13 protein-coding genes are annotated in these 19,130 nt (G+C 41.0%); 7 read left to right on the top strand and 6 right to left on the bottom strand.

Annotated elements, in window-relative coordinates; all coding sequences use genetic code 11:
- The first annotated feature begins 208 nt into the window (after positions 1-208).
- Positions 209-1,078, top strand: a complete 870-nt coding sequence (locus QSE00_RS22875) for an alpha/beta hydrolase (RefSeq protein ID WP_286107662.1) — start codon at positions 209-211, stop codon at positions 1,076-1,078.
- 62 nt (positions 1,079-1,140) lie between these two features.
- Here QSE00_RS22875 and QSE00_RS22880 read toward each other — a convergent pair whose 3' ends face one another.
- The gene (locus QSE00_RS22880; RefSeq protein ID WP_286107663.1) at positions 1,141-2,778 is read right to left on the bottom strand and encodes an ABC-F family ATP-binding cassette domain-containing protein; all 1,638 of its coding nucleotides are present in this window, start codon (positions 2,776-2,778) and stop codon (positions 1,141-1,143) included.
- Between the two features lie 450 nt (positions 2,779-3,228).
- On the bottom strand, positions 3,229-3,939 hold the full coding sequence (locus QSE00_RS22885; protein WP_286107664.1) for a hypothetical protein: 711 nt from the start codon (positions 3,937-3,939) through the stop codon (positions 3,229-3,231).
- 239 nt (positions 3,940-4,178) lie between these two features.
- On the opposite strand from QSE00_RS22885, the gene QSE00_RS22890 reads away from it, so the two are divergent.
- A complete protein-coding gene (locus QSE00_RS22890; protein WP_110355726.1) occupies positions 4,179-4,613 on the top strand; it encodes a hypothetical protein in 435 nt (144 codons plus the stop codon).
- Between the two features lie 86 nt (positions 4,614-4,699).
- Here the strand turns inward: QSE00_RS22890 and QSE00_RS22895 are convergent, their stop codons facing one another.
- Entirely contained in the window at positions 4,700-5,239 is a 540-nt protein-coding gene (locus QSE00_RS22895) for a DUF2911 domain-containing protein (protein WP_110355727.1), read from the bottom strand.
- Positions 5,240-5,479: 240 nt separating this feature from the next.
- Between QSE00_RS22895 and asnB the strand changes: the two genes are divergently transcribed.
- The 3 genes from asnB (at position 5,480) to QSE00_RS22910 (ending at position 10,733) form a co-directional block, all read left to right on the top strand.
- Entirely contained in the window at positions 5,480-7,150 is a 1,671-nt protein-coding gene (asnB, locus tag QSE00_RS22900; RefSeq protein ID WP_110355728.1) for an asparagine synthase B, read from the top strand.
- Between the two features lie 537 nt (positions 7,151-7,687).
- Positions 7,688-9,649 carry a DNA topoisomerase (ATP-hydrolyzing) subunit B gene (gyrB, locus tag QSE00_RS22905; protein WP_110355730.1) on the top strand — a complete coding sequence of 654 codons (1,962 nt, stop codon included), beginning with the start codon at positions 7,688-7,690 and terminating at the stop codon, positions 9,647-9,649.
- 73 nt (positions 9,650-9,722) lie between these two features.
- Positions 9,723-10,733: a DUF6588 family protein gene (locus tag QSE00_RS22910; protein WP_286107665.1), complete on the top strand. Its 1,011-nt coding sequence runs from the start codon at positions 9,723-9,725 to the stop codon at positions 10,731-10,733.
- A gap of 9 nt (positions 10,734-10,742) precedes the next feature.
- Here the strand turns inward: QSE00_RS22910 and QSE00_RS22915 are convergent, their stop codons facing one another.
- Positions 10,743-11,117: a hypothetical protein gene (locus tag QSE00_RS22915; RefSeq protein ID WP_286107666.1), complete on the bottom strand. Its 375-nt coding sequence runs from the start codon at positions 11,115-11,117 to the stop codon at positions 10,743-10,745.
- 297 nt (positions 11,118-11,414) lie between these two features.
- Here QSE00_RS22915 and mdh point away from each other — a divergent pair, with 297 nt between their 5' ends.
- Complete coding sequence (gene mdh, locus QSE00_RS22920; protein WP_286107667.1) at positions 11,415-12,341, top strand: malate dehydrogenase; 927 nt, start codon at positions 11,415-11,417, stop codon at positions 12,339-12,341.
- A gap of 172 nt (positions 12,342-12,513) precedes the next feature.
- A complete protein-coding gene (secDF, locus tag QSE00_RS22925) occupies positions 12,514-15,477 on the top strand; it encodes a protein translocase subunit SecDF (protein ID WP_286107668.1) in 2,964 nt (987 codons plus the stop codon).
- 50 nt (positions 15,478-15,527) lie between these two features.
- Here the strand turns inward: secDF and QSE00_RS22930 are convergent, their stop codons facing one another.
- Positions 15,528-16,775: an ATP-binding cassette domain-containing protein gene (locus tag QSE00_RS22930; RefSeq protein WP_286107669.1), complete on the bottom strand. Its 1,248-nt coding sequence runs from the start codon at positions 16,773-16,775 to the stop codon at positions 15,528-15,530.
- Positions 16,776-16,843: 68 nt separating this feature from the next.
- Positions 16,844-19,027: a carbohydrate binding family 9 domain-containing protein gene (locus tag QSE00_RS22935; protein WP_110355736.1), complete on the bottom strand. Its 2,184-nt coding sequence runs from the start codon at positions 19,025-19,027 to the stop codon at positions 16,844-16,846.
- Between the last annotated feature and the right edge of the window lie 103 nt (positions 19,028-19,130).

Here is a 19,130-nt window from a genome sequence, read left to right on the forward strand (position 1 = left end):
TCTAATATTCCTTCTGGTAATATTAAACTTAACAAGGATAACTCAGTGCCTTTATTCATCAATGTAATTTAAAGCACAAAGAAAATTACTTTTTTCTTTAGACCCAAGTTTTGAGATTGATCCTGTTTTTGTCTTTTTTACCTAGTTTTGAAAATGGTGTCCATGGGGACATTTATTAGAAAGATAAAATGCGTTTTTCTTAAAGCCAATGAACATCTTCAAGATAAAAAGAGGTAACTGGAACTTAAAGGATAATTATAAAGTGATGAAACAATTATTTACAACACTGTTTGTTATTGGTGCCGTACTAAGTGCATTCGCATCCCGGGTAGATACCTTGAACGTAAAGAGTAGGTCTATGAATAAATCCATAGCCAACTTGGTAATTTTACCGGATAGTTATGCCGTGAACAAACAAAACTTCCCAGTACTTTATCTGTTACATGGAGCAGGAGGGGACTATACGGATTGGGTGACCAGGGTATCGGCCATAAAGGAGTATGCAGATAGCTATAATATGATCATTGTCTGCCCTGATGGAGGTAGAACCAGTTGGTATTTGGACAGCCCTGTAGATTTGGCCATGCGCTATGAGACCTATGTTTCCGAAGAACTTGTTCAGGCCGTGGATAAGAAATACAACACTATGGAGAATAGGAATTCTAGGGCTATTACCGGTTTAAGTATGGGTGGCCATGGGGCATTTTACCTGGCCTTTAAGCATCAAGAGGTATGGGGAGCTGCCGGAAGTATGAGCGGGGGGCTGGATATCCGCCCCTTTCCAGAAAATTGGGATTTGGCCAAACGCTTGGGCCAATATGCCGAAAATTGGGGCCATTGGGAAGAGAATACGGTAATCAACATGGTGCATTTGTTGAAAAAAGACCATTTAAAACTCATTTTTGATTGTGGAATTAATGATTTCTTTTATGACGCCAATAAAAGAATGCACCAAAAACTGATGGAAAGAAATATACCACATGATTATATTGAACGCCCTGGCAGCCATAATTGGGAATATTGGGCAAATGCCATCCAATACCAACTATTGTTTTTTGATAATTTCTTTAAATCCTAATGTGGGATTATATATAACGCATACCAAACTATGAAACCAATGCCCAAGTAATAATGTGGGGATTAGGCCTTCAAATCTATTTCCTTTAGGTTTTCAATTCTGTTGCGTACCAAGAAGGCATCTATGGTTTCAAAATGCTCTATGACGCGTTTGTCTTTAAATTCGAACACCTTTTGGGAAAGTCCTTGCAGAAAATCCCTATCGTGGGAGACCAAAATCAGTGTGCCGTCAAAGGCTAGTAGTGCCTCTTTAAGTACGTCCTTTGATTTTAGGTCCAAATGATTGGTGGGCTCATCCAAGATTAACAGATTAACCGGTTCCAAAAGTAATTTCACCATTGCCAAACGGGTTTTTTCCCCTCCCGAAAGTACACTTACCTTTTTCTCCAAGTCATCACCGCCAAACATAAACCTGCCCAGGATATTTTTGATCTGCGTACGTACATCCCCTTCGGCTACTTCATCCACGGTCTGGAAGATAGTGAGTTCTGGGTCTAACAAGGAGGCTTGATTTTGGGCAAAATAACCCACTTTAACATTGTGCCCCAAACTGCATTTGCCCTCTACTTCAATTTCGCCCAAAATGGCCTTGATCATCGTAGATTTCCCTTCCCCGTTCCTCCCTACAAAAGAAACTTTTTCGCCACGTGAGATAGAGAGATTGGCCTCTTTGAAAACCACATGGTCACCGTAGCTTTTGGAAAGCCCTTCGGCCGTAACCGGGTAGTCGCCCGAACGTATGGAGGGAGGAAACCTTAACTTTAAGGCTGTTGTATCTACTTCATCGATTTCGATAATCTTTAGTTTTTCCAACATCCGTTCACGGGAGGTTACCTGGTTGGTCTTGGAATAGGTGCCTTTAAATCGGTCTATAAAAGCCTGATTGTCCGCAATAAATTTTTGTTGTTCCTGATAGGCCTTTATCTGGTGGCTTCGTCTGTCTTCCCTCAGTTGAAGATAATGGCTGTAGTTGGCCTTGTAATCATAGATCCTGCCCATGGTCACTTCTATGGTCCTATTGGTAATATTGTCTATAAAGGTTTTGTCGTGGGAGATGACCACGACTGCCTTGGCTTTGTTCAATAGGAAATCCTCCAACCATATTACGGATTCTATATCTACGTGGTTGGTGGGCTCATCCAAAAGGATTAAGTCTGGCTTTTGCAACAATATCTTGGCAAGTTCTATCCTCATTCGCCATCCACCGCTAAATTCGCTGGTAAGACGATGAAAATCTTCGCGCTTAAAGCCTAGTCCCCTCAATGCCTTTTCTACTTCTGCTTCATAATTTATTTCTTCCAGGGCATAGAATTTCTCCCCCAAATCGGACACTTTTTCAATAATGGACATATAGGCGTCCGATTCATAATCGGTACGGCTTTCCAATTCCTTGTTCAGGCGTTCCATTTCATCGCGCATACTAAAGATTTCCTTGAAGGCTTTGGAGGCCTCCTCGAAAACCGTACAGCTGTCATCGGTCAATAAATGCTGTGGCAAATAAGCAATTACGGCGTCTTTAGGATAACGAATATGACCACGGGTGGCTTTTTGCTCCCCGGCAATTATTTTCATCATGGTAGATTTCCCAGCCCCGTTTTTTCCCATTAGGGCAATCTTATCGTTTTCATTGATAACAAAGGAAACATCACTAAACAAGGTGTCGCCACTAAACTCTACGGCTATTGCGTCTACAGAAATCATATTCCAATTTTAAGTCTGCAAAACTATAAAAAAGCGGGATACCGATCGCATTTTATTGGGGCATTTGGGACAATGTTTTTTATTAGTGAAACTCAATTTTGAGAAGTCGGTAAGACGCACTTAAAATTGCAAGTTGAACCAATCCCGCCTTTTCGGCGGGATATAGGTTCAATACCTCGACCCTAGGGTCGATTCCTATTATTGGGTTCAGGGCCTGCCTTTGTCGGCAGACAGGCCTGCCCTGAGGTTTAATACCTTTTATTTGGTTCTATTGTGCGGGCTTTTTTGACACGGCAATGGCGGTATAAAACTTTATTTTTATTCCTTTTTTTGGTGTTTGTACAGGGGATGCGACCAATTTAATAACTGTACTTTAGCGATGGTGTTAAAGTCTGCAAACAATATGCTTTTCAAGGAATTTATAGGGAAGGGACAATTAATTGTGGAACACTATTTCAACCTTGTGCGCTTACGCAGTTTCATGAGTCGGTCTTTGTAGTATGCCTTTAATTCATCCAAAAAGTTCATTGGATTTTCGTACTCCATCAATACTTTGTAAGTCTGCCTATTTTTAACCTCGGCCAATTCCTTTTGGACTTTTTTAAGCTCCATTCTTAAGTACGTAAGTTCAGGGCCTTTTAAGGGTTCTTGTTTCTCGAGAGGCTTTATTAAGGTGTTGCCGCTAAAAATGTGGGCATGATAGGCCTTTAGGGCTGCCAAATCTCCGGATCGGTATATTTCTATGAGCTGGGTAGTGATCGAGGTGGCCAAGTCCAATTTGTCGGTTTGCATAGAAAATTTGTCGGGATGTACATATAGCATTGCCTCACGGTACAATTGTTTTTTCTGTTGTTGTTCCCTGGAATGATTTTCTGGAATAGGTTTGGGGTGGTTGTGGGTTAGGACCCCAGTTTGATCAAACTTCCTTCCCTGCCTTTTCTGTGCCAAGCGCTTTGCTTTTTTCGCTTTTTTCTGTTGCTTATAGAGCAGTGAAAGTTCTTGTTCCTCAATTAATTCATTTTCAAGTTGGGAGCGTAGAAGGTTTTCAAAAGTGGATGTTTTTTGAATTATTTCGTTGATTTCCATTTGCAGACGGTTAATCTCCGCCTGTAGGAGTCCTATTTGGGTTGGGAGTTGGCTGGGTAGGTGATTGTTACTCATGGGTTCCAAGGCAATGGTAATCTTATTTAGAGGGCAATTTAAACAATAAAAATTGCCCAAACGGAGTTTTAATGATGATACGATCCAATAAGAATGGGGTAATAATATATTACGGGCATTCCTTTGAGCGTGTTTTAGTATATATTTTGATGTTTGTACAACGATTCTGATTCATATGAGCGTGTTTTAGTATATATTTTGATGTTTGTACAACGATTCTGATTCATAAAAAAATAGTCATGGAAAATTTAAAAGGTTTTGTCAAGTTTGGATTTGTACTGTACGCCGTGTTATCGGGATTTTCTTCCTTTGCTTCCGCAAGCATTACTCCATTCTGTGTTGCAGTTCATAATGGCCCCTCGCTGTATGGTGAGGAGAATTTGTTGGGCAATTGGAAATATTCTGCTGAAAATGTGCCTTATGAGTATGCCAAAGGCATATTGTTCATTTCCAAGGAAGAAGGTAAACTTACAGTCGTTGTGGCTTTACGAGGAGGCAAACGAAAGGCTCAGGATGTTAAGATCGAAGGGAATACTTTGACATTTAACCTTAAGCTGGATGGACCAATTGTATCCGTAAGTATTACTGCAGAAGGAGATAGAATAAGTGGAAAGGCCAGTTCTGAAGACGGTATTTTCCAGTTAACAGGGGAAAGGCGTTTGGATCCTGAATAGGATTAGGTTTTAAATCTTTTGTAATTTAAGTCATAAAAAAAACCGAAGTTGGGAACTTCGGTTTTTTAGTATAAAAGTGTTTTTCCTTAAAAGGTAATTGGTAAGGAGACTCTTGTAGTTCCCCATCCCAATACCATATGGGTTCCATTGTCTACATCCTTGTAAGCTATGGAAAAGGCATCCAAAGATTCTGAAGCATTGCTAACGCTGGCAGGTACGCGTATTACATCGGCATCTTCCTGGTAGGAATAGGCACCCCATTGATTTAAGTTTTTGTTCAATATTACGGTCCACTCCTTATTGCCAGGGATGGTGAATAGGGAATAAGTACCGGCGGCAACAGATTTCCCACCTACCGTGGCATCCTTATAAAAAATAATTTCAGGGGCCTCATTGGCTCCAGTTCTCCATACCTTTCCAGCTGGGGCAAGTTCTGAAATTGAACGTCCTTTTAGTTGTGGGCGACTATAAGTTACGCGAACCAATTTATCGGAAACTTTATAATCGGTAGGGTAGGAGGCAATGTCTGCTGGACTCTTGTCCAATCCGCTGAATTTCTGGGCCATAGCCTCTGAGCTAAAGGCCAAAGCAATAACCATAAGTGCAATCGTAAATAAATTTTTCATTTTTTTAGTTTTAGAGATTGTCAAATTTAAGTAGTATTCCTATTAATCTGAATTAAAAGTCGGTAAATTTTGGACACCTTACAAAATAGTGGGTTGCTGTAAGTGAATTTATTTATATCATGATGATATTGTGGTATTTTCGTGTTTTTAGTTATAGATTATAATCAATTATGCATTTTACATTTTATAATATAAATATTAACTTGATATTTGCTTTAAAATTGACATAAATATTATTGTATGTGTGGAATTGTATGTGCCTTTGATGTAAAAGAAAGTACCGAGGTTTTAAGGCCTCAATTATTGGAAATGTCCAAGAAAATTAGACATAGGGGACCGGACTGGAGTGGGATATTTGCCGATGATAGGGCTATCTTGGCTCATGAGCGTTTGGCAATCGTTGATCCGGCATCGGGAAAACAACCTTTGTTCAGTCCTGATAATAAATTGGTATTGGCGGCCAATGGTGAAATATATAACCATAGGGAATTACGTAAGCAGTTTGCTGGCACCTATGATTTTCAGACGGAGTCTGACTGTGAGGTGATTTTGGCCCTTTATCAGGAGAAGGGGGTTGATTTTTTGGATGAATTGAACGGTATTTTCGGTTTTGCCATTTACGATTCTGAAAAGGATGAATATTTTATAGCGCGTGATCATATGGGGATCATACCACTCTATGTAGGTTGGGACATCAATGGTACCTTTTATGTAGCGTCCGAGCTAAAGGCCTTGGAAGGGACCTGTACCAAGATTCAGTTGTTTCCTCCAGGTCATTATTTGCACAGTAAGGATGGGGAGTTTAAAAGATGGTATTCCCGGGATTGGATGGAATACGATGCGGTAAAGGACAATGAGACCAGCATACAGGCCGTTAAGGAGGCGTTGGAGGCTGCGGTACATAGACAATTAATGTCCGACGTGCCTTATGGGGTTTTGCTCTCTGGTGGATTGGATTCCTCGGTTACCTCTGCCATAGCAAAAAAATATGCCCAGAAGAGAATAGAGTCCGATGACACAACGGATGCATGGTGGCCACAATTACATTCATTTTCGGTGGGATTGGAAGGTTCTCCTGATTTGGCAGCTGCGCAAAAGGTGGCCAAGCATATCGGAACCGTACATCATGAAATAAAATTTACCATTCAAGAAGGCTTGGATGCCATAAAGGATGTAATATACAACCTGGAGACCTACGATATAACCACGATTAGGGCTTCTACCCCCATGTACCTAATGGCCAGGGTTATAAAGTCTATGGGTATTAAAATGGTATTGTCGGGCGAAGGGGCCGATGAGCTTTTCGGTGGCTATTTGTATTTCCATAAGGCACCAAGTGCAAAGGATTTCCATGAGGAAACCGTTCGGAAGTTGGATAAACTTCATATGTACGATTGTTTAAGGGCCAATAAATCCTTGGCTGCTTGGGGTATAGAAGGAAGGGTTCCATTTTTGGACAAGGAATTTATGGACGTGGCTATGAGAATCAACCCACAGGACAAGATGATCAACGGGGAACGTATGGAGAAATGGGTAGTACGTAAGGCTTTTGAGGATATGTTGCCAGAAAGTGTTGCATGGAGACAAAAGGAACAATTTTCGGATGGAGTTGGTTACAGTTGGATCGATACCTTAAAGGAAATTGTTCAGAAGGAAGTTACGGATGATCAATTGGCAAATGCCAAATACAGATTTCCATTGCAAACACCTACTTCCAAGGAAGAGTTTTATTACCGTTCCATATTTGAAGAGCATTTTCCGTCCGATGCAGCGGCCTTATGTGTTCCGCAGGAACCTTCAGTGGCATGTAGTACCAAAATTGCCTTGGAATGGGACGAGGCTTTTAAAAACATGAACGATCCGTCCGGTAGGGCTGTATCCAAAGTGCACTCCGATGCTTATGTAAAGTAATGCCGTAGGATAGCGCCATAAGAATTTTATAGATCAAGTTTTTAGTTTATTAGTGTAAAAAAGGCATTCTTTAATGGATGCCTTTTTTTGTATGGCTTATTTGTAAATGGTAAAAACATACGGGTACCCATCCCATCACTTTGGATATTTCTAATTAGAAGGGGCGAAGTCCTTTAAAAGGTCTGTGCGGTTTTACGGGAATATGGAGTTTGCGGTTCCTTTGGTGCAGAGATTTGGAAAACGGTAGGGTTTAAAAGTTTAAGAGAACCCATTGCAGTTTACAATTTCATACTTTAATGCATTATGGTTGGCGTTGTAAAGAGGCTGGTTGCTGTTTAATTTTGTTGATTTACCTCGTAGCACTCGGCGTGGTACAGGATGTATGTACCCACTTTGTTATTTTTTATATCGATTGGTATTTTTCCACAATTTTTGTTGATAACTTAGTAACTTATATTGGCTACCAACCCTATATTTCATGGGGTATTGCGTATATTTGTAGGATTGCTAAAATTATAATGAATTAAGTATTTATTTATGAGCGAAGAAGCAAATAAGGACGAGCAAAAAAAGAACAATTATTCCGCGGATAGCATCCAGGCCTTAGAGGGTATGGAGCATGTACGCATGAGGCCTTCCATGTATATAGGTGATGTAGGGGTACGTGGTTTGCACCATTTGGTTTATGAGGTAGTGGATAACTCCATAGATGAGGCTATGGGCGGCCATTGCGATGAGATTAAGGTAACCATTAATGAAGATAATTCTATTACTACCCAGGATAACGGTAGGGGTATTCCAGTGGACCTTCACAAAAAGGAAGGTGTTTCGGCTTTGGAGGTCGTTATGACCAAAATTGGTGCCGGGGGTAAGTTTGACAAGGATTCTTATAAAGTTTCAGGTGGTCTGCACGGTGTAGGGGTGTCTTGTGTCAACGCGCTCTCCAAACACCTGAAAGCTACCGTTCATAGGGATGGCAAGATATGGGAACAGGAATATAGTAAAGGTAAGGCCCTTTATCCGGTAAAAAGTATTGGGGAAACCGATATGAGGGGGACCATTGTCACCTTTACGCCTGACGATACGATTTTTACCCAGACTGTAGAATACAGTTATGAGACCTTGGCGAATAGAATGCGCGAGCTTTCTTTCTTGAACAAAGGGGTTGCCATTACATTAATGGATAAGAGGCAAAAGGATAAGGACAGTGAAAGTGGTTTTGTAACCGAACGCTTTTATTCCGAAGAAGGATTAAAAGAGTTTATCAAGTTTTTGGATGGCAACCGTGAACCTCTTATACGCAGTGTCATTTCCATGGAAGGGGAGAAGAACGATATCCCTGTGGAAGTGGCCATGGTCTACAATACTTCTTATACAGAGAACCTACATTCTTATGTGAATAATATCAATACCCATGAGGGTGGTACGCATTTGGCGGGTTTTAGAAGGGGCTTGACCTCTACATTGAAGAAGTACGCGGATGCCTCGGGAATGTTGGAAAAATTGAAATTCGAAGTTCAGGGAGACGACTTTAGGGAAGGTTTAACGGCTATTATCTCCGTAAAGGTAGCAGAGCCTCAGTTTGAGGGACAAACCAAAACCAAATTGGGGAACAGGGAAGTGTCTTCGGCAGTAAGTCAGGCAGTATCTGAAATGTTGACCAATTACTTGGAGGAGAATCCAGATGACGCCAAAATTATTGTCCAAAAAGTAATTCTAGCGGCCCAAGCCCGTCATGCGGCTACCAAGGCCCGTGAAATGGTGCAGCGTAAAACGGTTATGAGCATTGGTGGTCTGCCTGGAAAACTATCGGATTGTTCAGAACAGGACCCCACGTTGTGCGAAGTGTTTCTGGTTGAGGGGGATTCTGCGGGAGGTACTGCCAAACAAGGAAGGGACAGGGCTTTTCAAGCCATTCTTCCTTTAAGGGGTAAAATCCTTAACGTGGAAAAAGCTATGACCCATAAGGTCTTCGAGAATGAGGAGATCAAAAATATATATACGGCCCTGGGTGTTACTATTGGTACCGACGATGACAGTAAGGCGTTGAACCTGGATAAACTGCGCTATCACAAAGTTGTTATTATGTGTGATGCGGATGTGGATGGCAGCCATATTGAGACGTTGATATTGACCTTCTTCTTTAGATATATGCGTGAACTGATAGAGGGAGGGCATGTTTATATTGCAACCCCACCGCTTTATTTGGTGAAAAAAGGTAGTAAGAAAAGATATGCTTGGACCGATAAGGAAAGGGATGAGATTGCAGAGAGTTTTAACGGAAGCGTGGGTATTCAGCGCTATAAGGGTCTAGGGGAGATGAATGCCGAACAATTATGGGATACTACCATGAATCCGGAATTTAGGACCTTAAGGCAGATAACCATAGACAATGCAACGGAGACCGATAGAGTGTTCTCTATGTTGATGGGGGATGAAGTGCCACCTCGAAGGGAGTTTATTGAGAAAAATGCGGTATATGCGAACATTGATGCATAAAAAATAGTGTTTACACAACAAAAACTCGCACCACTGGTGCGAGTTTTTTAGTTTTAACAAAAATCTAAGAGTTATGAGATATTTGTTATTAACCGCATTTTTGTTTTTTAACGCAGTGGGATTTTCGCAATCCAACGTAAATGAGTTGTTTGCTGCAGGGGTCAACGACGCGGAAAAATTTACCGATAGTTATTTCGGCCCGGTCTCCGAGGGCGCTATTTATGGTTTGTCCAATGGGTGGTACAATTCTGCCGATTCCAAGCCTTTGGCTGGTTTTGAGATTTCCATAATCGGTAATATGACCTCTTTTAAAAATAAGGAAGACAAAAAGACTTTTGTTCTAAATACAGCGGATTATGAAAATCTGCAGTTCGTGGATGGCAGCTCTTCCCAGGCGGTTTCAACGGCTCTGGGGGATATGGAAGGTATAATGGTATTTGTGGAAGGTGAGGCAGGTTCTTTACCACTTCGGGAGGAATTTGAATTACCAACCGGACTGGCTTCGGAAAACATCAACTTTATTCCGTCGGCCTTTTTGCAGCTAAGTGTAGGGTTGATCAAAGGGTTGGAAGTGAAGGCCAGGTTTTTGCCTAAAATTGATACCGATGATGTGGCCGTGGGATTGTATGGTCTTGGTTTGCAATATGACTTCTCAAAATTGTTGCCTGCAGATAAAATATTGCCAGTTGCCCTTTCTGCCGTGGCCGGGTATACGCATTTGAATGCCTCCTATGATTTTACGGACAGTAATATTGTAGATGGTAGCAATCAGCAGATAGAGGTGGATATGAATGTTTTAACAGTTCAGGCCGTGGCCTCCACTAAGCTTCCGGTCATCAATTTTTACGGGGCTATAGGATATGTTTCCGGAAAATCCACAACTGATGTCTTAGGGACCTATCAAGTACAATCAGGTCCATTTCAGGAAACCTATGAAGATCCTTTTTCTTTGACCAGAAAGGCCAGTGGCGTCTCAGGAACCTTAGGTGCCAAGTTAAAACTTGGTTTCTTTAGGTTGCATGCGGATTATTCCTTGGCTGAATTTAATAACCTAACAGTAGGGGTAAATTTTGGATTTAGATAAATCCAAAATTTATTCCCTTATGGCCAATATGTTGCCTTCAGAATCGGCCAAAATTATTCCATTGTCGGACTCTGTCATGAGAACTATGTCTTCCTCCTTGTCTAGGCCGGGATAAGAAATGACATATACACTATCCTTATGAACCCATTTGAAGTCCGAAATAATCGTTAAATCTTTGTTGTGATAGGTGTGGTATCTGCCTAAGTAGGCATCATTAAAGATCCACTCCTGCCTAACGGTGATATCCTGCTTTTGGGTAACACCTCCATCCTTTGAAATATGGGACCATATTCCGATAACCGGATCGTTGTTCTCTGTTATTCTAGTACAATTGCTGGCCAGTAGGATGCCAATAATTGCCAAGAATGATAATAATTTCTTCATTTTGTAGGAATTTTCTTAGATTTGGTACTAAGTATTGAACGTACGGTTTCGTCTTTCTATTATATTAATTCGATGTATGGGACATTATTTTAACTTTTTTCGATAAAAGGTCTTTTTAATACGTTCAGTATAAAATACGATACGACTTCTTTAGCCGTTACTTTTTCCATGGCCGATAAAAAAAAGGCAAATTCTTCATCCTAATAAAATTTCCTTGGTTTCTATGGGTGCGGTGGTATTGTTCTGTTAAAAATCAGTACTTTTGGAGGATAAAATTTAACTTAAAATAACCTTATAATGAAAGTTACCGTTGTTGGAGCAGGTGCTGTTGGCGCAAGTTGTGCAGAGTACATTGCTATAAAGAATTTTGCATCTGAAGTAGTTGTGTTGGATATTAAGGAGGGTTTTGCTGAAGGCAAGGCCATGGATTTAATGCAAACAGCTTCATTGAATGGTTTTGATACCAAAATAACAGGAATTACCAATGATTATAGCAAAACTGCGGGAAGCGATGTCGCTATTATCACTTCTGGTATTCCGCGTAAGCCGGGAATGACCCGTGAGGAGTTGATCGGGATTAATGCAGGGATTGTAAAAGCGGTCTCCTCCAGTCTATTGGAACATTCTCCCAACGTAATTTTGATCGTAGTTAGTAATCCAATGGATACCATGACCTATTTGGTACACAAAACTACGGGTTTACCCAAGAATAGAATTATAGGTATGGGTGGTGCTCTGGATAGCGCAAGGTTTAAGTACAGATTGGCCGAGGCACTGGAGGCTCCAATTTCCGATGTGGATGGTATGGTCATTGGTGGTCATAGTGATACAGGTATGGTGCCCCTAACTGCACATGCAACAAGGAATAGTATCAAGGTATCCGAATTTTTGTCCGAAGAGCGCCTTGCTCAAGTGTCGGAGGATACCAAAGTAGGTGGTGCCACCCTTACAAAATTGTTGGGCACTAGTGCTTGGTATGCCCCGGGTGCTGCCGTTTCTTCTATGGTACAGGCCATTGCCTGCGATCAGAAGAAGATGTTCCCGTGTTCTGCATTTTTGGAAGGTGAGTACGGACTTAACGATATTTGCATTGGTGTTCCGGTACTTTTGGGTAAAAATGGTATTGAGAAAATTGTAAAAATAGAATTGACCGAGGCTGAAAAGGCAAAAATGAAGGAAAGCGCTGAGGGCGTAAGAAAAACGAATGGTTTATTGATCCTATAGTTTATTGGGGTTGACAATTATTAAGGGCATCCGTCCCATTTGTTTCCGAGAACCATCGGAACGGGGCGGGTGCCCTTATTTTATAAAACTGATAAATATATTGTTAGTTCCTATGGGAAATAATATATTTGCACGCTATTTAAGAATACCATTTTAAATTAATATATAACCAATGCAAAATAAAGGACTTATAAAGCTTTTCGCTTTTTTGTTTGGACTAGTCAGTATTTATCAGCTATCCTACACATTTATTACCAATAAAGTAGAAAAGGATGCAACTGTCTTTGCTACCAATAAAATTTCAGAATCTGAAGAGGATTACCTTGAAAAGAGGGAAGCACTGGAGGCAAGATATTTAGACTCCATAGGGGGGAATTCCATTTTAGGGTTTACCAACTATGATGAAGCCAAGAAAAAGGAACTTAATAAAGGTCTGGATTTAAAAGGTGGGATAAATGTTACCCTTCAAATTTCTGTAAAGGATATTTTAAAAGGTCTTGCCAATAATACCAAGAACCCAGTTTTCAACAAGGCCTTGGCCGATGCCGATGCCGCTTCTAAAAATAGTGATGCTACTTATATAGATCTGTTCTTTGAATCTTTTGACAAAATAAAGGGAGATACCAAATTGGCCTCTCCGGATATTTTCGCAAATAAAGGTTTGAGCGATGTCATTAACTTTCAAATGACCGATGATCAGGTAAAACCAATTATTAGGACTAAGATTGATGAGTCCATCGTTTCTGCTTTTGAAGTACTACGTGAACGGATAGATGGTTTTGGGGTAACACAGCCCAATATTCAACGTGAAGGTAATTCTGGTCGAATTTTGGTGGAATTGCCCGGTGCCAGGGATATTGGACGCGCACAAGATCTTTTATCGAGTACGGCCCAATTGGAATTTTGGGAAACCTACAAACAAAGTAATCCTAGTTTAAGTACCTTTTTGCAGGCGGCCAACGAGAAGTTGAAAACTTTGGTGGAGGTTGAAAAACCAGAAGAAATTGTTAAGCCGGAATCGGAGTTGGATTCCTTATTATCCGATGTTGCCCAGGATTCCTTGGATTTTTCACAAGAGGTAAATCCTCTTTTCAGTTTGCTTATTCCAGCAAATCCCAATGGGAACGCTTTGGTAAGTGCTGCTATTAAGGATACGGCAAAAATTGGGGAATATCTAAGAATGAAGGAAATTCGCAGATTGATTCCAGCGGATATTCAGTTTGTGAAATTTGTTTGGGAACGTCCAACCGAAGGTTCGGAAGTAGTTGAGTTGTACGCCTTAAAATCCAATAGGGACAATACGCCAAGAATTAGTGGGGATGTTGTTTCCGATGCTTCGGATACTTTTGATCAATATAACAAGCCTGCGGTTACCATGACCATGAATACCAAAGGTGCCAAGGAGTGGGAAAAACTAACAGGGGATGCCTTTAATAATCAGACCGGTATTGCCATTGTTTTGGACAATAAGGTATATACGGCACCCGGAGTTTCTTCTGGACCTATTTCCGGTGGTCGTTCCGAGATTACAGGTAACTTTACCATTAATGAGACCAAGGATATTGCCAACGTATTAAGAGCTGGTAAGCTTCCTGCTTCAGCGGAAATTATTCAATCTGAAATTGTAGGGCCTTCCTTGGGTCAAGAAGCAATCAATAGTGGTTTCTTCTCCTTTATGATCGCCATGGCCATTGTTTTGGTATGGATGGTATTTTACTATGGGAAAGCTGGTATTTTTGCCGATATCGCTTTGCTTCTAAATATCCTGTTGATCTTTGGGGTGCTGGTTAGTTTAAATGCGGTACTTACCTTACCGGGAATTGCTGGTATTGTATTGACCATAGGTATGTCCGTGGATGCCAATGTACTTATTTTTGAACGTATTAAAGAGGAATTGGCAAAAGGAAAAGGGCAGAGCCAAGCTATTGCAGATGGTTTTGGAAACGCACTTTCTTCTATCTTGGATGCCAACATTACTACCGGTCTAACGGCCCTTATTTTGTTCGTATTTGGTTCAGGACCTATTAAAGGGTTTGCCACTACTTTATTGATAGGTATAGTTACCTCATTGTTTACAGCTATATTCATTACAAGACTTTTGGTTGACTGGTATGTGAGTGGAAAAGGAAGAAAATTGGACTTCTCAACAGCCATGACCAAGAACTTGTTCAAGAATATCAATATCGATTTCTTGTCCAAAAGAAAGATCGCCTATATAGCTTCCACCATTTTGGTGGCAATTGGCCTATTTTCATTGTTGACCCAAGGGTTGCAACAAGGTGTGGATTTTGTTGGAGGTCGTTCCTATACAGTTAGATTCGAGAAGATGGTAAATCCATCGGAAATTGCTTCGGAATTGAATACTGTTTTTGGTAGTGGTACCAATGTAAAGACTTACGGAGAGGCCAATCAAATAAAAATAACTACTCCTTACAAAGTGGATGTTGAAGGAATTGAGGTGGATAATGAAATTCAAAATAAACTCTACACTTCCCTTCAGAAATATCTACCGGATGGTACCAGCTTTGAGAATTTCACCATAGGTAGTGGTGAAAAGTCCATCGGGATCCTCCAGTCGGTTAAAGTGGGACCCACCATTGCGGATGATATTAAAAAGAATGCTTTCTTGGCCATCATTGGTTCCTTGGCGGTAGTTTTCCTTTATATCCTATTTAGGTTCCGCAAATGGCAGTTCTCTCTGGGTGCAGTTGCCGCAGTATTCCATGATATCTTGATCGTCTTGGGTGTATTCTCCATCTTTGGTAAGCTTATGCCTTTTAATATGGAGATTGACCAGGCCTTTATCGCGGCAATTCTAACGGTTATTGGTTACTCGTTAAATGATACGGTGGTAGTTTTTGACCGTATTAGGGAAATTATAGCTGAAAAAGGATGGAAAGCTGGTGAAAATACCAACTTGGCACTGAACAGTACATTGAGTAGAACTTTGAATACGTCCATGACTACCTTGGTGGTGCTCTTGGCCATTTTCATATTTGGGGGTGAATCCTTGAGAGGGTTTATGTTTGCCATGATCATTGGTATCATTGTTGGTACATATTCCTCTTTGTTCATAGCAACTCCAGTAATGTTCGATACTTTGAAGAAGAAAACACAAATAGGGAAAGAAGATTAATTATTTTCTTACCGTCTATAATTTAAAAGGCCGCTGTTCAGCGGCCTTTTTTATATTGTTTTTCCATGGGATCCCTGAGGGGATATCTGCAGCTCGTAATTGTATTGGGGTTCCAATCCTGGTTCTTTCCTATGGGATACAAAGATGATGGCCGACTTGCTTTCCTTGGCAATTTTATTTACAAGGGATATAAAAAGCTGGGCGCTTTCATCATCCAGTCCGGCGGTAGGTTCATCCAAAATTAGTAGAGGAGGGTGTTTTATCATTGCTCTGGCGGTCATGACCATACGCTGTTGTCCTGCAGATAGGTCGGCAAAAAGGATGTCCCTTAGGTGCCACATATCCAATATTTGGAGCCATTCTTTGGCCAGGGCCTTCTGGTTTTCCGTAGCCCTTAAATAGAGTCCCACAGAATCGTTCATCCCAGAGATAATCATGTTGAGACAGGAGTGGAGACCCGAAAATTTATCGGTCATGGCCGGGGTGTAGTATCCAATTCTTTTCTTGATGTCCCAGACGCTTTCGCCTGTTCCCTTGCGTTGGCCAAAAAGGTACAGTTGCTGTCCGTAGCCTTTGTGGTTATCACCTGTAATCATGGAGAGTAGTGTTGACTTTCCACTACCGTTGGGACCTATTAGTTGCCAAAACTCCCCTTTTTTGATAGTCCAGTTAATTCTATCCAGCACTTTTTTGTCTCCATAGGTTACGCTTATGTCCTTGCAGTCTATTAAAATGGATTCTTTATAATCCGTAGGTGCAAAAGGCTTGGGAATTGTACCGGTAAAGGAGGTACTTGTGGATGTCTTTTTATGTGCAGCTTGTTTGAATCTTCCGGGAAGCTGTTTTATAGTAGCTCCTTCCAAAATCATCTCATGGGTAATAAAAGGTAAAAGATCGGCCTTTCTACTTATGAGCTGAATAATATAGGTGCTTTTCGAAATATGTTCCAAGGAGACTTTTAGGTCCTTTTGGGCGTCTTTGTCCAAATTGTCAAAGGGATTGTCCAAAACAATAAAATCTGGCTTTAAATTGAATATATACTTCAATAGCGCCTTTTTTTGCTCCCCGCTAGACATCGTCTTGAGCAATTGCGTTGAATTTTTATTGATAATCTGGATACCGTGCCTTTCCTCCTCGTTAATAAACTGGTTCAGTGTTATTTTGGAAAATAGGGCCCCGTCCAAGTCCCCTAGAATTTCAAATCCTGCAGGTAGGGGACCTTCCATTACATTTGTTATAAACTGCTCCTTATGGGAGTCGTTGTTGATAAATACGGCCCAATGTATTCTATTCTTCATGTAAAATGTCTTTTTATGGAATTCAAAAGAAAATAATTTATGGATAGGATTCTGTTGGATTACTAATTTTATTTATTGAACCAGTAAGTGAATTTAAGGGTCAAGGCCCAATTTCTCCCTTCAAACGGTTCAATAAGGTAGTTGTTGCTGTAGACTAGGAATAAGTCGGAGGCAGGCTTATAGCGCCATTGAAAACGGGAGTTTAGGTTAAAGTTTTTCGATTGTTCATTGTATTGGAACAAGGTGGCAAAGAATAATTTGTTGGTAAAGGTAATATCTACCTCCGAACCAATAAGCCAAAATTCCGTATCGTTCCAAGGGGCTGGTAAGCTTATGTTATTGTAACTCAAATTGGTACTTAAGCTAACAAAGGGTTGAAAACGATAGCCTAATTCGTTGATCAGACTAGTTCTGTGGCCTCCGGAATAATATCCTCCAAAGCGGCCGCCCAAGGAATAGGTAAACATACTTTGTGGTTTTGAAAGAAAATCCACTGTAAAGGCATTCCATTGGTGCTTGGTTCCAATGTCCAAGGATTCCTTACCTGATCTTGTGGGGTCAAAGGGCGATAGCAGTTCTACATATTCATCGGCTACGCCAAAGTTTAATTTGGAACGGTCCCTAAAGTCCAAGAGGTACTCAAAAAGATTGATATTGTCTGTTCGCTCCAATTTTTCATTAAAAAAATAGCTTGTACTGAATTTGGGGCCATGGCTCAATACCGTACTTTCCTTTGGAAAGAATAGGTGGCCTAAATAGGAGGTTATATTGACATATCCATTTCTGGGAACAAAACCAACTTCGGCGGTATAATCGTCCTCAACCGATTCTTCCTGTATGCGCCAATTCCATTTACGACTTTTATATTCCAAATGGGCCGCCTGGGTAAAACCATTGCCGTTCTTGTTGGGAGCGAAGGATTTTAGGAAAAATGCTTTCCCTGTCCATTGATTATTGGGGGATGCCAAATTGTATTCCAGTCCTATATTTCGGTTAAACTTTGGGAAAACTGTTTTTAGGGAATCGGTATTTTGAGGGTAATTTATAGATTCCTTATTTACAAACATCAGCCCAATACTAGATCTGGCAAAAATTTTTCTTTGTAGCGAGAGTACTCCAAAATTCTGGCTTGGCAACCCTGTTTCTTCAATGCTGGCCGTTTGCATATCCATAAGCCCCAAACGCCATTTTTTATTTAGGTTTCCACTAACCCTGGCTCCGGCTCTTATGGGGACGCCCAGGCCTATTCTTCTTGAAAAGAAGGGACGTATGGTGGCATATCCAAAGTTGGCAAATAGATCCCCGTTCTCCAAAAAGAACTGTCTTTTTTCAGGGAAAAACAGTTCAAATCGGTCAAGGTTGGTTACCTGGCGATCTACCTCTACCTGCGAGAAATCCGGATTTACTGTCAAGTCCAAATTCAAAGAGGTGCTTAGACTGAACTTAACATCACCTCCAATTTTCTTGTCATACTGGGTATCGGTGCTATTTTCCAGATTTCGATTAACACCTCCCAGCACATAGGGGATAATCGAAAAATTGCTCCTAGGGGTGGGAGGAGGGGAATCCCAGACCAAGGTTCCCGTATAGGCTAGGGAGGCCGTGGGGAATTGTCGGGGAATGGGTGTCCAACTCGATTTTTCGCCCGATTTTAAATCCAGCCGGCTAAAATTTATGCCCCATTGCGTTACGCCATCTTCATAACGAATGGATTTAAAGGGGATGGCCATTTCAAAGACCCATTTCTCTTCATCACTAGTTACGGCGGAGACCCATTTGCTATCCCAGTTTAAATCTACGCTTCCCCCACTATGCATGGTGCCGTCCCATTGGGCACCTGCCGCGTTGGAGCCAAAGGAATAACCGGTGGTTTGGTTATTGAAGGGATCCATAAACAACAAAAAGTTGTCATTTTTTCCAAATATAAAATCGCGACGCAATGATTCTACATAGTAAGGTCCTTTGGTGGCGTTGTAAAAAGTAGCTAATAGGTAGAGATTGTTATCGTCATAGGTCATTCGGATTTCGGAAGGTTCATTTGCCATTCCGGTATCCATGGGCAGTACCATGTAAAAGTTGGTGGCTACATCCGTATCTTTCCAGGCCAAATCGTTGCCAATTCCGTCTATTTCTACCGCTGTAGCTGTCTTGCGAATATTTAGTTGAAAGGATTCATTTTTTTTCTGGGACGCAAGGGGTAAGGCCAAAACAATGGCTAAAATAGTTAGGGGCACTTTTTTATAGGCAGACAAAGGATGGGTCTTTTGTTGGTTGAGCTTACTAAAATAGGCATTTTATAAGGATATGAGCTGTTTGGTATGCGTAACTTGCAACCCTAAAATAACAACCCCTCCC

The sequence above is a fragment of the Arenibacter flavimaris genome (assembly GCF_030291335.1).
Classification (GTDB): Bacteria; Bacteroidota; Bacteroidia; order Flavobacteriales; family Flavobacteriaceae; genus Arenibacter.